This is a genomic window from Rhizobium sp. P44RR-XXIV (assembly GCF_001999485.2).
Classification (GTDB): Bacteria; Pseudomonadota; Alphaproteobacteria; order Rhizobiales; family Rhizobiaceae; genus Rhizobium.
Window position 1 is genome coordinate 912,179 of sequence record NZ_MPVZ02000027.1, and the last position, 13,361, is coordinate 925,539.

At 56.8% G+C, this 13,361-nt stretch carries 11 protein-coding genes and 2 pseudogenes; 7 read left to right on the forward strand and 6 right to left on the reverse strand.

The genetic code is table 11. The features are described from left to right. Positions 1 to 209: 209 nt before the first annotated feature. The 4 genes and pseudogenes from BSK43_RS16510 (at position 210) to BSK43_RS16525 (ending at position 3,024) form a co-directional block, all read left to right on the forward strand. The gene (locus BSK43_RS16510; RefSeq protein WP_077472368.1) at positions 210 to 818 is read left to right on the forward strand and encodes a TetR/AcrR family transcriptional regulator; all 609 of its coding nucleotides are present in this window, start codon (positions 210 to 212) and stop codon (positions 816 to 818) included. Between the two features lie 117 nt (positions 819 to 935). Then, positions 936 to 1,492, forward strand: a pseudogene (locus BSK43_RS16515) (sigma-70 family RNA polymerase sigma factor). After that, entirely contained in the window at positions 1,489 to 2,124 is a 636-nt protein-coding gene (locus BSK43_RS16520; RefSeq protein ID WP_077472367.1) for a DUF1109 domain-containing protein, read from the forward strand. Before BSK43_RS16515 ends, BSK43_RS16520 begins: the two are co-directional and overlap by 4 nt. A gap of 264 nt (positions 2,125 to 2,388) precedes the next feature. Further along, on the forward strand, positions 2,389 to 3,024 hold the full coding sequence (locus BSK43_RS16525) for a DUF1109 domain-containing protein (protein ID WP_077472366.1): 636 nt from the start codon (positions 2,389 to 2,391) through the stop codon (positions 3,022 to 3,024). Between the two features lie 424 nt (positions 3,025 to 3,448). On the opposite strand, the gene BSK43_RS16530 is transcribed toward BSK43_RS16525, so the two are convergent. The 5 genes from BSK43_RS16530 to tssI all read right to left on the reverse strand — a co-directional run bounded on the left by BSK43_RS16530 (position 3,449) and on the right by tssI (position 9,932). Next, entirely contained in the window at positions 3,449 to 3,802 is a 354-nt protein-coding gene (locus tag BSK43_RS16530; RefSeq protein ID WP_077472365.1) for a sulfurtransferase TusA family protein, read from the reverse strand. 44 nt (positions 3,803 to 3,846) lie between these two features. Beyond that, positions 3,847 to 4,848: a type VI immunity family protein gene (locus BSK43_RS16535; RefSeq protein WP_077472364.1), complete on the reverse strand. Its 1,002-nt coding sequence runs from the start codon at positions 4,846 to 4,848 to the stop codon at positions 3,847 to 3,849. A gap of 13 nt (positions 4,849 to 4,861) precedes the next feature. Next, positions 4,862 to 6,328, reverse strand: a complete 1,467-nt coding sequence (locus tag BSK43_RS16540; protein ID WP_246662602.1) for a DUF4150 domain-containing protein — start codon at positions 6,326 to 6,328, stop codon at positions 4,862 to 4,864. 80 nt (positions 6,329 to 6,408) lie between these two features. Next, positions 6,409 to 7,521 carry a DUF2169 domain-containing protein gene (locus BSK43_RS16545; RefSeq protein ID WP_077472363.1) on the reverse strand — a complete coding sequence of 371 codons (1,113 nt, stop codon included), beginning with the start codon at positions 7,519 to 7,521 and terminating at the stop codon, positions 6,409 to 6,411. Positions 7,522 to 7,535: 14 nt separating this feature from the next. Further along, positions 7,536 to 9,932 (reverse strand): type VI secretion system tip protein TssI/VgrG, encoded by a 2,397-nt coding sequence (gene tssI, locus BSK43_RS16550; protein WP_348641753.1) that lies wholly within the window; start codon positions 9,930 to 9,932, stop codon positions 7,536 to 7,538. A gap of 14 nt (positions 9,933 to 9,946) precedes the next feature. On the opposite strand from tssI, the gene BSK43_RS16555 reads away from it, so the two are divergent. The 3 genes and pseudogenes from BSK43_RS16555 to BSK43_RS16565 all read left to right on the forward strand — a co-directional run bounded on the left by BSK43_RS16555 (position 9,947) and on the right by BSK43_RS16565 (position 12,177). Further along, complete coding sequence (locus tag BSK43_RS16555; protein ID WP_136687019.1) at positions 9,947 to 10,951, forward strand: AP2/ERF family transcription factor; 1,005 nt, start codon at positions 9,947 to 9,949, stop codon at positions 10,949 to 10,951. An 86-nt stretch (positions 10,952 to 11,037) separates the two neighbouring features. Continuing rightward, a pseudogene (locus BSK43_RS16560) lies at positions 11,038 to 11,142 on the forward strand (DAK2 domain-containing protein); the annotation flags it as partial. A 77-nt stretch (positions 11,143 to 11,219) separates the two neighbouring features. Further along, positions 11,220 to 12,177, forward strand: a protein-coding gene (locus BSK43_RS16565) for an IS630 family transposase (RefSeq protein WP_281406631.1) whose coding sequence is annotated in 2 segments (ribosomal slippage) — positions 11,220 to 11,570 and positions 11,572 to 12,177 — 957 coding nt in all. Because the reading frame shifts where the segments join, the coding sequence is not laid out codon by codon here. Between the two features lie 174 nt (positions 12,178 to 12,351). On the opposite strand, the gene BSK43_RS16570 is transcribed toward BSK43_RS16565, so the two are convergent. Beyond that, positions 12,352 to 13,338, reverse strand: coding sequence for a GlxA family transcriptional regulator (locus tag BSK43_RS16570; RefSeq protein WP_136687021.1), 987 nt, complete (start codon positions 13,336 to 13,338; stop codon positions 12,352 to 12,354). Positions 13,339 to 13,361 lie beyond the last annotated feature (23 nt).

The window sequence follows — 13,361 nt, forward strand, 5'->3', positions numbered from 1 at the left end:
GAGAACGCTGGGGCATCGGGATGCGTTTGCGTTCGGCTTGACGAGACAACGGCCATCCGTCTTCTCTGGCGCGGAAACGCAAGCGTGAACGAAAGTGTGCGTAACCTTTGTGGCCACGCAATTGTATTTTAAATCAGTCGTTATAAAATGTATCCCGCCAAGTTGGCAGCCATGCTGGTGGCGCGATCAAATTTCCGAGAGACGAAGGTATGGCCCGGCCAAGAAAATTCGACGAAGAAAGAGTGCTGGAGCTGGCGGTCGAGCAATTCTGGGAAAGGGGATATGAAGCGACATCGATCCGCGATCTTGCGCAGGTGATGGGGTTGACGACCGCCAGCATCTACAATGCGTTTGGTGACAAGCGCGAGGTCTATCGCAGGGCTCTGGATTTCTATGTCGAGCATAGTTTTGTGGATCGCGTCGGCCGCTTCGAATCGAAGCCGCCTCGCGAGGCGATCGGCGCATTCTTTGGCGAGATCATCACCCGTTCCCTGAGCGATACCAAGCGGAAAGGCTGCATGCTGGTTAATTCCGCTCTGGAGGTTGCGCCGCATGATGAAGAATTTCAGCGCGTCGTGGCAGGCGTCCTCGTTCAAGTCGAGGGTTTCTTTCTGCGCTGTATCCGAAGGGGGCAGGAAGACGGCAGCATCGGCAATCGCCAGGCTGCATCAGACCTCGCACGTACGCTCTTGGGGGCGCTCCTTGGCGTGCGGGTTCTCGCACGCACCCGGCCTGAAAAGGAGCTCCTGGAGGGGCTCGTCAGGCCCATTTTCGCGCTCCTTGAGCCCGATGCACCAAAGCAACTGGAATCGGCTTGATCATGAAGAAATGCAGTTCCTTGCAGGATCTCAAGGCTACGACCTCGTGTCCTCTCCAAAAAAATACGGCATCTTTTGTAACAACTGCCCCTTTTTCTCCGAGATAGGGTGTGTCGGATGAAAGATCTGGCGCGCGAAGAACAATGGGCTTCCTGGATGCGGTCCGCAATTGCGGGCGACGGCCGGGCCTACCACAAACTGCTGACGGCAATCACGCCGCATTTGCGCGTGATTGCCCGCAAGCGGTGCGAACAGTTCGGCGCGCGACAAGCGAGGCCGAGGACGTGGTTCAGGAAGTGTTGCTGGCTATACATCTCAAGCGAGGTACCTGGGATCTGACCCGGCCTCTTGGGCCGTGGATGGCGACTCTTGTACGCAACAAGCTGATCGACAGTCTCCGGCGGAGGGGACGGCGGGTCAGCATTCCCTTGGAGGACGTCATCGCGACGCTTGAAAGCGACGAACGCACGGATGCCGCCGATCGCATGGACATCGACCGGATGCTGGGACAGCTGAAGGATCCGCAGAAAACGATCGTACAGTCGATCTCGGTCGAAGGTTCGAGCGTGCGCGAGACGGCAGAGCGCCTCAAGATGACGGAAGTGGCCGTGCGCGTATCGCTCCATAGAGCGTTGAAGGCATTGTCCGCTCTCTATTCGGGGCAGCTGAAATGAAAACAAGCAGTCTCATTGCGCTGATTGTCCAGGATGCGCCGGTTCGCTCCCACCTCAACCATCTACTTCAGCAGGCGACGATTGCTGCGGTCCTGATTGCGGCCATCGCATTTTTCTCGGTCATCGGCTTCCGAGCGGACATAGATACGGCAATCGATACGGGTCGCTTCCTGTTTAAATTCGCCATCACCATTGCGCTGGGGGTTAGCGGCGGCCTGGTCATGTTCCGCATTGGTAAGCCAGGGCTATCGTTGCGGCTGCAGAGCTGGGGATTGCTGGTGCCGCTGATCCTGGCTGTAGGTGCGGCGGTATTCGAGCTCTCGGTCATGCCGTCATCGATGTGGGCTGCGCGCATGATAGGGCACAATTCGAGGCTTTGCCTGACGATCATTCCAGCGCTCTCCCTTGGCCCCTTGGCCTGTTTTATCACCGCGTTGAGGCATGGAGCTCCAGCAAGGCCGGTCCTTGCCGGCGCGACGGCCGGTCTGATGTCGGCAGGGATTGCGGCGACGTTTTACGCGGCTAACTGCAACGACGACAGCCCACTTTTCGTGCTTCTCTGGTATCCCATCGCCATATCGACTGTCGTTGCGACCGGTGCCTTGATTGGACGAAATATGCTGCGCTGGTAGGCCAGGGAACGATGTCTCTTTTCGGCTCTTGAGACGGACAGTGGAGGTGGGCGGATTTCGGTCGGGCGATCCAAGGTGTGCTGTTGGTCGATATGCGGCTTTCGAATATTGTCAGATGAGGTGCATGGTCGAATGACGAAATCAATCACATGTAGGCGCGACAACAAGCCGATTGATGCCCTCGTCTCGGAACACCATATCAGTGGTTGGGAATAGTCATCGGCGGGATCCGTGCGTTCGGATCATGAATTGGGAATAGGTCGTGTGAAGACGGAAGATTTGATCAGTCTGATAGCAGCGGATACACGGCGGCCGATCAATCTCACGTTCGCGTTGACGGGCGCGGTTGTGGCTGGAGCACTGATTGCTTCCGCGGCGTTCTTTTCAACGCTGGGATTTAGGCACGACATCTCTCAGGCGGTCGAGACGACCAGATTCCTTTTCAAGTTTGTGGTGACACTTTCTTTGTTCACCACAGCCGTGTCGCTGATCGGACCGATGGTTCGGCCCGGCAGCAACCTGGGTATTCGCCGCTGGCTGCTATTGCTTGCACCGCTCCTACTTGTTGCGGCGACCGTCGTTGAATTGTTCGTGACGCCTTCGGATCTCTGGCTGAGAAAGATGATCGGACATAATGCACTGCATTGCCTGACGATCATTCCCGCGCTTTCGCTGTTGCCGGGAGTTTTCCTTTTTCTTGCGATGCGCCAGGGCGCACCGGCAAACCCCGGGCGGGCAGGTGCACTGACAGGTCTTGTTTCGGTCGGTATAGCAGCAACCCTTTACGCCATGAACTGCTTCGACGACAGTCCGTTATTCGTCGTGACCTGGTATCCCCTTGCCACTCTTATCGTCGTGACGATCAGCTACGTCGCCGGAAAGCGGTTTCTGCGCTGGTAGATGCTCCTAGTAAGACCGTGAGCGATCTCACCGGAGCGAGCAATTCAGGACTGCCGCACTTTCGATGGACCGAATATGGTGCATCTCTAAACAATCTTCACAATTCTGATCGTGGAATGACCGCTCAAATCCTTTCAAGGCCGACGAGTTACGATACCTACGCCTGAATGGCATGGAGCCGAATCTCAGGGCCTTGCAACGATTGAAAAAGCTTGGCTCGTTTTGGGGCTCGACTGCCTGCTTGCTTTAGGACCGAGGCGAGGAAGGAGCACAAACAAAAGCGTGCTCTGAAGCAATTCCACATCGACTTGGTTAAAGGTTTATCCGATCCGTCGCCCAGCCTCGTCAGTACAGATCGCGATTCACCTCAGAAGTAGAAGAGTTTTCGGGAACCGATAAAAAGGAAAAGACGACCTCGGGTCGATCATGACTTTTCGATCAGAAACACGTCTGCGGTTTGTACGATGATCCTAACCCTCAGATAATTGCTATCCTCCATCACCGCATGAGGGATATCGATCTTTGCTACGGGATCATCGGTCAACAGGATAACTCTATCTCCTTGAGACATCGACACCATAACGCTTCGCATCTCTCGTACTGGAAAAGGACAACGAAGACCGCGGGTATCCGCTATATATCCTATACCGGCGGCCGCACAGAGAGAGGCTTGCAGCTTTTGATCCGAGCGAAGATGCGCGTCAACAACTGCTTGCAGATCATCGTCGTCGATACATGTATCGGACCAATCAAACTCGACAGGACGGATGCCGGACATCGGATTTTCTCGCTGACAATTTCCCACGTCTTCTTCTTTTGCGCTCACTGATCGAAACGTCTGAGCCAGTTCAAGGTTACCTGGAGCCTGACCTCACGATCCAAGTCGAGCATCGGCCGTGGGAGTTTCATGATATTGTATCGATAATCCTCGAACCGGATAGGCTCAACAAAGCGAGCAACTGTCTGATAGGTTTTTGGGACGCCTCCCGTCTCGGCCGTTCCAAGCACCGGTAGCTTTCCGGCCCGCAATACGACGCCGCCCGAATATCGCTTCACCTCGATATCGGGCGTTAGCTTTTCGCGGATCATGGCGTCTTCGCCGCCGAGTGCGTCAAGATTGGCCGAGCCGAGGATGGTCAGCCAATTCGATGAGCGGGGTCGTTCGTAACCTCCCTCGTCGCATTGCGCCCAATACGTTCCCATTGCGTCATATTCCAGGCCCGGATAGTGCATCATCCAGGGATAATGATAGGCATCCTCCATCAATTCTGAGCCCGGCATGGAGAGGACACCCAAACCACTAGAACCGTGTATCGCGCCTAGCCGATCAGACCAGCGTGTCACAAGCTCAACATAACGGTCAGGATTTTCGAACACGAAGCTCGGCGGCAGATAAACCTTCATCCCCGAGAGTGGCTTCTTCGGCCCCTGCTGATGTCCGAATGCCATGAACATGTAGAGCGAGGGATCATCCGGCTCCGCCATATCGACATGCTGTGCGAAAAGATACGCGGTCTCGGAAACATCCAGACTGGTGGCGCCCGAAAAATCCTCAACACTTCCCTTGCCCTTATACCTCCGCATGCGTTTGCTATTGCCATCACCATATGGCTGAAAATGCGTGATCTTGTCTGCGAAGAGGGTCAAATAGTCTTCCAGGTTATCGAGTAACGCCTGCCGCTTCTCCTTCTTCCATCCATCCAGAAAGTAAATCGACAAGAGAATGCCGACGCGAGAACGTATGGTGCGTTTGCTCCCAGCCCGGAGGACGCCACGTTCTTCGATATCTTTCGGATCAAGTTTCAGGTCTTCTGGATATTCCATCCGGCATTCCTTCTTAACAGGGAGCGTCAGGTTTTGCCTTACCTGCCTCGCAGTCGCAATCTTCGCCAACGTCGAGCTTGATCAAATCTTTTTCCGGATCAAGGCCGTTTTTTTCTGCGATTTTTTCATACTCGCCATCGCGCTGCATAGCTGTATCGCGGTCGACCCCGCCGCTGGATGTTGGAAATTTGAGCTCAAAGATCTTCCATAGTTTACCACCCTTCCACCAGGAAATGTCCGGCCTTGGCATGCCACGCTTGGGATACTGGCTGGAAGGCATGCCCGTAGCATTCTGGCTTTCCGCCGCCTTGTAGCCGTTGTTCGGATCATAACTCACCTCGGGTCGAGGACCATCCGCATCCGTGCTTTTCGGATAACGCGGAGTTCCGTCAGGGCGGGTGCCATTGTCGGGATCATATTTATCCCGTCTGATCTTTCGCGCCACGCATTCTGTGTAGGTTTCCGCGCCCTGCCTGTCCTTCATGCATTCGCATGCCATTTTGCAGATGTCGTCACAGGCTTCGCGCTGAGCGGACACCCGAACATTGGAGCCGGTCGCCGCCGATGCTTTCGCTTTGTCCTGCGCTGCCGAAGACACGATGGCGTCTATTGTTTTCTTTCTGATCGCATCAAAGGCATCCATATCGCCCGCTGGCAGGGCCGTGGCGCGCACTTCCGCCGCCCCCTTTGCCCAGATGGCCATCTGGTCGGGAGTTAGCCCCTGGTTCGGAGTCGTGGCGTAGTAATCGAATTCATGGAGTTGGTTCTCGATGCGTGCCCGATTAACCGCTCCCCCACTGAGATCATTCAGCATATTTGCTGCGGATTCAGCACGCCCGAAAATGCTCCATCGCAGCAGCCTCGATGTCCATGACCCCGGCGCGGTTGTCGCGCCACCCGATTGCGGAACAGTGGTTGTGCCTCTTGATGGGCTTCTTCCCCCAAATCCGCCGCCTGCGTCCGTCATCGTTCCGGTGGCAGCCTGGGCTACCTGATACGATCCGGCAGGCAAGGAAGTCGCCGGCCCGAAAGCTTCGTCGAGATTGCTAAAACCTGCCGACCGCAATGATCCTGGCACTGGATCATTGTCCTTGGGAGCCGGATAAGTCGCGGTGTCGCGCACGAAGTACGCCTCTCCCACCGTGTTCCTGTTGTTCATGTCGAAGCGGTGGAGATGCGTAATGATGGGCGAACCCTCGGCTCGCACCAGGTCAGCGCCTTCGACGGGTTGGCAAATGCCTTCGACGGTTCCGGATTTCACACCCTTGGCCTGGCCCGGCTCGTCACCGTGAACGTGACAAGTGTTGGAACGCAGCACCATGACCTTCTGGCTAGTGAAGCGCACCGACTCCGTATAGTTCTCGTCGTGACCACAAAAGTCGACTATCGGATATGGAATTGGCGGCGTCGAGGAGCCGATCGGTGTCTTGCAGACATCCGGTGATAGCGAGACGATGCGTGCGGCATCATTGTCACGCAATCCCTCGCGTGGTCGACTGGTCGTCCACGGGGATGGATATTGCGGTTCCCCGGCGTAATTGTCTTTGGGAGGTGTCAGACTCATGCGTCATTGGCCTCCGTTTGCTGTCTCTGCTCTTGAGAGAACACCACCCGGTTGAGAGTGAGGCGTACGCCATCCGCTTCTGGTAACGGAAAACGAGCCCGCCAAGTCAGGAGGATTGCTTCACTGTCTCGCCAGTCGAACTGCACGCCGTCGAGATTGAGGAGAAACCATTTATCCTCTCCCTCCTGCTGGCATCGAACACCGAGGGTGATGCCTGGCAGATGTCCATTCGCTTGAGGTAGATCGGGGTGCAAATTGTTCAGCTCATAATCCTCATCGCCCTTGAGCCAAGGCTGGGCGATGAGGTCGGGATGTCCGCATTGCCAGAAACGCGGATCGAAGTCGGAGGGTAACAGTGGATGACGGCGAGCGAGCCAGTCATCATCATAAGTGCCGGTATATTGCTGCCGGGCATGCCACCATGGAGGAATGGGACCCAAACCCTCGGGTTGATAACGCGTGCTCCAATCGAGGCCCGCCTCATCGATAGCTGTGACCGAGGGGGCCTCGACTATCATGGCTTCATCACTGCAATTGGGATCGACTATGCCACGCCCAAGTGGATTGTCGGGCTCGACATCAGCAGCGATACCCTGCTCCGAATTGCCCGTTCCCGGTACGATGCCTCCGTAAGCATGATGCCAATCGATGGTGGTCTGGCTTGTCGGCATGGGCCCTTCCAGCTTCCAGCCTTGCAGGACGCGTTTCGGTCGATCAGTGGCAAGCCCCGCCCACCCATCTCGAAATACTGGCCTCCAATATCGCCTGCCGTGCACTCGAAGGGATTTTTCCTTCGCGCCAACCCGCAGTGAACACGTCCAGCTTGGTGCCTCCTTGCCTCCTGGCGCGTAGGCGCTACCCAGGAACGTAATGTCAGTGCCGGGCTTTTCCGGTGTCAGATCGGTCTGGCGAAGCATGATTCCCTCATGGGGATCGCCGGCATAGCTATCGGTCCATTGGAAATCTTCCTGGCTTGCGGCCAGCGCGACTGGCCGTCCCTGCCGATGTAGAAAGGTGCCTCGAACGGCAACGATACAATCCAGGTCGCCGTTCCGGTCAAACTGGCGGAAGGCAAAGGCGCGGAGCGGAGTCCTGTTGATCAGTTCCATGGAAGAGGCCGACCTCAGTTATGATCGATCGGCTTGCCGCGCATTTGAAAATGCTCGGTCGCGACGAAATTAAAATTCTTGCCGAGAATAATCACCTCACCGTTGGATTTCATGATGAATTTGGAATCGCCGCATTCGATGATAAATTCCTCACCGACCGCAATCTTCTTGAATTTGCCCACACTCTCCATTGACGTCTGGCCGACGTTCGTCACCTTGCTCACGCCGATCTGCTCGACGCGGGCGATACCAACCGTGTCGGATTTGAACGACCCGACGACCGTGTTCATGATGCCAGATAGCGGAAAAAGATCGCCCGCGGCGTCCCCGACACCAGTGCCCGACCCGGCTAGATCCGTGCCGGCATCCGCTCTTGGGCTGGGGCCTGAAACGACGCCTTCCCTGCTCGCGAGTCCTCCCGTACCAAGAAAGCCCAGCGCCGACGAAGCAACCGTTCCAGCAAATGCGGCAAGTCCGGCTCCGCCACCGCCGGCGATCTGTCCAGCTTGAGCCAACAATCCGGCGGTATGACCTGAGAGCCCTTGCACCGCACCCATCAGAGCCAACGCCATGGGACCCGTGCCGCCGACCACGGTATTCACCGATCCACCAATCTCGTGCTTCTGGTTCCCGCTTACCTCAACGGCGCGATTGCCGCCGACCGAGTGCACATCGTGACTGTCGATACGGGCGGTTCGGTCGTTGCGAACGCGTGTAGTATGATCCTTCTGGGCATGGAAGAACATGTTCTCCCCGCCCGTCTTGTCCTCCATCGAAAATTCGTTGAAGCCGACACTCTTATGGGAATTGGAGCGGAAGGTGGAACGCGTCTTGTTTGCGGGCAGATCGTAAGGGACGGTTTGCTGGGCGTTCGGCGCAAGCCCCAGGACCACGGGACGGTCTGGATCGCCCCCGATAAAGGCTACCATCGCCTCCTGTCCGATGCGCGGGATGATCTGGCCACCCCAGGTCGAACCCGCCCATGCCTGCGAAACCCGAACCCACGGACCGTCGCTTCCGTCCTTCTTGGCTCGTCGATCCCATGGCATCCAAAGCTTGATACGGCCGTGCGGGTCGGTATGAATCTCTTCCCCTTCCGGCCCGGCGATGAAGCCAACATGCACTCCATCTATCCTCGGCTTGGATGTTATACGGTGCGGCGTCGCCGGCACTCGTGCAGGCAAGGCGACGAAACGGTTGGCATATTCCGGTTCGTCCTGATCGGCCGCCTCATAGGAATGATCGCGCGCGGTCACCTCGATCTTGTGGACCACCATTTCCTCGAACTTGTTGGCGGGATTGGCAACATCGTATGGCAGGAACTTCTGGCCGACCTCCAGGGTCCGGACGGTTGACGCGCCTTCGGTGAGGTTGTGATCGACTTCGGTGGCCTGCATACGCCACCTGGATTGTTTCTCCACCTCGGCGTTGTCGATGCCTTCCGATGCGGAACCGACACCATAGCCTCCGACCACGGAGCCGAATTCGAACAGCTCATATTTCTGGTTGCCGTTGAGTTCGATCAACGAAGGGGCATTTGCTGTCGGGATGTCGACATGCAGAAAGTTGTAGTCCGCGCCGGTGCGGCGGCCGGGAGAGTATTCGAAACGCTGTAGCCAATTGTTGATATGGTTGCGATCAGAGCTGCCGAGGGCATACCGAACCTTCCCGTCTGCCTCATTACTTGGCTTGTCATAACCCGATTGATGATCTGCCAGGATAAGAACATGCTTGGCCGAAACCGAGCCTTTCTGACCACCCTCATGCCGAAAATAGTAGAAAATCCCGTCCGCCTCGAGACGGCGGGTGAGGTAATCGAGATCCGTCTCGCCCGCCTGAACGGAATAGACCATGGGCTTGGGCTGATGGATCACGCCCGATACGTCTGGCGCAGGCAGGCCATGCTCTGAGAGCAGCATCTCGGCAACATCGACGCTCGACAAATGCTGCCATGAGCGCCAGTCCGATTTTTGGCTGAGCAGGAAGAGTTGGGGCCTTATCACCAGCGCATAGGCCCGCGCGCCTCTTGTCAGCGGCGGTCCGGCGGTCACACCTTGTATGAGACCGTTCCAGCTCTTGCGTTGTCCCTGTCCGATTTCCAGCGACACGTCGGCGAGCGTGGCGATCAGCCTCTTGGGATCGATCTCGCCATGTTTCGCTCGCACGTCCACACGCAATTCGAACAATTCATTGATACCGGCTCGATAATGGAGGTCTTCTGCAAGAAGGACGTCGGCTCCCAAAATCGTTTCAACTCGAATTATGCGATCGACCTGCGAAAAACCTTCGCTCGTAAGCGTGTCGCTAAGTTCTTCAAGCGCCATTTCAGCGTGCCCTTCTTGATTTTCACAACGTAGGATCAGTAAGGCTTGATTTGCGGTGCGAGTGCCACACGTGTTCGACGCAATCAAAGATAGGTGCTATCTTGGAAAATCAAGCCTGCGATGAGCCGGAAATTGATACCGCAACAACCGAACCTGGCCGTCTTTCTCGCACGAATTCCGGAGACGGTGAGCATTTTTACGCACTCAAGCGTGTGTTCCCTAGAGGCTCCATCTCGGGCGCATGGAGGCTCGTGCTGCGTCGGCAAGGTCAGCAAATCGGCCGTACGTTCAAGGATAGCGCCTACGGATCAGCTGAAGCTGCCTTCGAACAGGCCCGCGATTACCGCGACGCAGTCATGCAAGCCTGGCCGCCGGCAACTTTGAGGGAGAAAGCGAACTGCCGGCGAAGCGACAACACCAGTGGCGTGTCCGGTGTTTACAAGGCACACGATCCTCAGCCTCGTTGGGTCGCCTACATATCCTCCCAGGAGGGAACCAGAACGAGGAGCTATTCTGTTTCGAAATATGGTGAGGAGGCGGCGAAACACCTCGCGATCGCAAAGCGACACACATGGCTTGCGGAAATTCCGCCAGACTTTCACACGGTCGGCGACGAATCCAAACTAGTTGCACACCAACGATTTCCGGATCGCCTCAGCTCTGTCCCCGATGTCACCAATGGCGGTGTGATGCCTGATGACAGGATCAAGGAGATCCTTGCGGCCATCGACCAACAATTTTTGGCCAAACGTCCTATTCGACTACGTGTCACAGTTCGCAGTGGCGCTGCGGATCGCTTACACGCAATTGTGGCGTTCAATCACTCGTCGACACAGATCAGGCAGATCACCATTGGCACGCGATCTCGCTCTTTGGACGAGTCCCTGCCACTGATGGCATCACGGCTGGAGCGTATGATCATTGAGCTCTGCGGAGAACCCGTGGCACGAAAATTTAAGGCGGAGTGCGCTGGTTACCTGCTTGACCCCGCATCGTTCGATCCCGTGTCCGGCTCAAGTGTAACGGCTTACATTCCACGCACAGCGGCATTGCAGCGATTGGAAAGCAAGGGCCTAGCGTCTAGCGACTGTGGAATGGGAGATTGACCGCGGCCTTTTCTTCGTCACCGCCTCGTCGAATAGCAAATCGAGGAGCAAATTCGCCGGGACAAAGCCGGACCACATTTCAAACTTCCACGAAGTCGATGAAACCACGGCTCGGCCGTGCAAGCTATCTCGGCAAGCGTGCCGTCGGCCATCCCGAAGGCGGAGCCGTCGCCGTCCGCATCTGGCTAGAGCATCGTTCACAAAACGTGAATCGTTGGGTGTTTGATTTTGGTGAATTTCATGATTCCCTTCCAAGCGGAGGTGTTTCATGGGCAAATCGCATTCACTTGATATCCGCGAACGCGTTGTGGCAATGGTTGAGGCAGGGCATTCCTGCCGCGCGGCCGCGCGTCGTTTCGCCATCGGCGACAGCACGGCAATCCGCCTCATGCAGCGCCGCCGGACGACAGGAGCGGTATCGCCTCCGCGTCAGGGCCGTCCGTCCGGCAGCGGCAAGCTTGCGGCCTATCGGTCGTTCCTGATTGCGCAGGTCGAAGCCAGACCCGATATCACCATGCCGGAACTGGCCGACAGGCTCGATGAGGCGCACGGTGTTCGTGTTCCACCTTCGTCGCTGTCACGGGTGCTGGTGGCGGAAGGGTTCACATATAAAAAAAGCCCTTATGGCGTCGGAACGCGCACGCGCGACGGTGCGCCACGATCGTGACACCTGGATCGCAAAGCGTCAGCCACGCATGCGGCTGGAACCGCATCGTCTTGTCTTTATTGACGAAACATCCGTGAATACCAAGATGGTTCGGCTGCGTGGACGCTGCCCGCGCGGCGAGCGGTTGCGCATGGATGCGCCGTTCGGACATTGGGGAACGCAGACCTTCATCGCCGGGCTTCGATGCTTCGGACTGACCGCGCCATGGATCATAAACCGCCCCATGAACCGCGCTGCTTTCGACACCTATATCGAGACCCAGCTCGTCCCCACACTGTCACGCGGCGATGTCGTCATCCTTGACAACCTGGCCGTCCACAAAAGCAAAAGAGCCACAGAGATCTTGCGGGATCATGGCGCATGGTTCCTCTTCCTGCCGCCCTACAGCCCAGACCTCAATCCCATCGAAATGGCATTCTCCAAGATCAAAGCGCATCTCAGGACCGCAGCCGCCAGAACCTTCGACACCCTCACAAAGGTCCTCGGCTCAATCTGTAACCTCTTCAATCGAACCGAATGCTGGAACTTCTTCAACGCAGCAGGATATGCGCCATGTTAATCGTACGACGCTCTAGAGGCCATCAAGGCTGAATAGTGCATTCGAGCTGAAGACGCTGCATTCGTTGGCCAACCGGATGATAGTAGTCTTTCGGATTCGAATTCCTTCAAAACCGTCAACGGTCGCCCTGCCGAAATCTCATCTGTTTAGCGAAATGAGTCTCTGGTGAACGCCTTAAGCGTTCGCGCGACGCAGCTCGGTCGGCGATTGACCGTAGAGCCTGCGGAAGAGCCGTGCGAAGTGGGAAGCGCTATCAAAGCCAACCTCCAACGCGATCTCAATGAGCGGCGCCTTCGTCTGGAGGACCATCTGCCGGGCGCGTTCCATGCGAATGCGTTTGTAAACTATCCCGGGAGACGCTTTCATTTCCTCCATGAATAACCGTTCGAGCTGTCGCCGCGACAATCCAACGGATGCGGCAAGGTTTTCCGTCGGCACCACATCTTCAGTATGTCTCTCCATCGTTATCAGCACGGCCTTGAGGCGCGGATCCTGGCATTGGATGTCAAGCGGCTTGCGCGGCTGTATGTCCAGCCCGGATCGCGCCCGCTCGATCTGCAGCACTTCCAGGGCGTTCCGCTCCGCGTCCCTGCTGATGTGCCTTCGGACCAGAAAGGCGGCCATGTCGGCCGCTGTGCTACCGCCGGCGCAGGAGCCGCGGTTCCGGTCGAGATTGAACAGGCGGTCCGAGCGAACCGGATGGCCCGGGAATTGCTCACGATATGCCTGATAGTGCAGCCAGCTGACACAGGTTTGGTGCGATTTCATAAGCCCTAATCGGGCCAGAATAAATGTGCCGGTACAGAGCCCGATCAGCGGCACTTTTTGCGCTGCGGCTTTCTTCAGATAATCCGAAGTTTGACCGTCGATGGTGACATCGGAATTCAGAAGCCCGCCAACCACGACGATGTAGTGGAATTCGTGCGGGTCGATAAAATCCGAAGTCGGCGCGACCTGCACACCACAACTCGACGTAATGAGATGCCGGGTGCTGCCCAACACCTGCCAGTCGGCCAGAATCCGGCCGGATTTGTCAGCCTCGTCGCTTGCCAATCTTAGCGTATCGACGAACAACGCGAAGGCCGAAAGAGTAAATGATCGCGCAAGGATGAACCCAACTTTAAGGAGACCATGTCTAGCTTCATCTTTGACGGATTTCATAAAACGCCTCGCCCGGCCAAGCC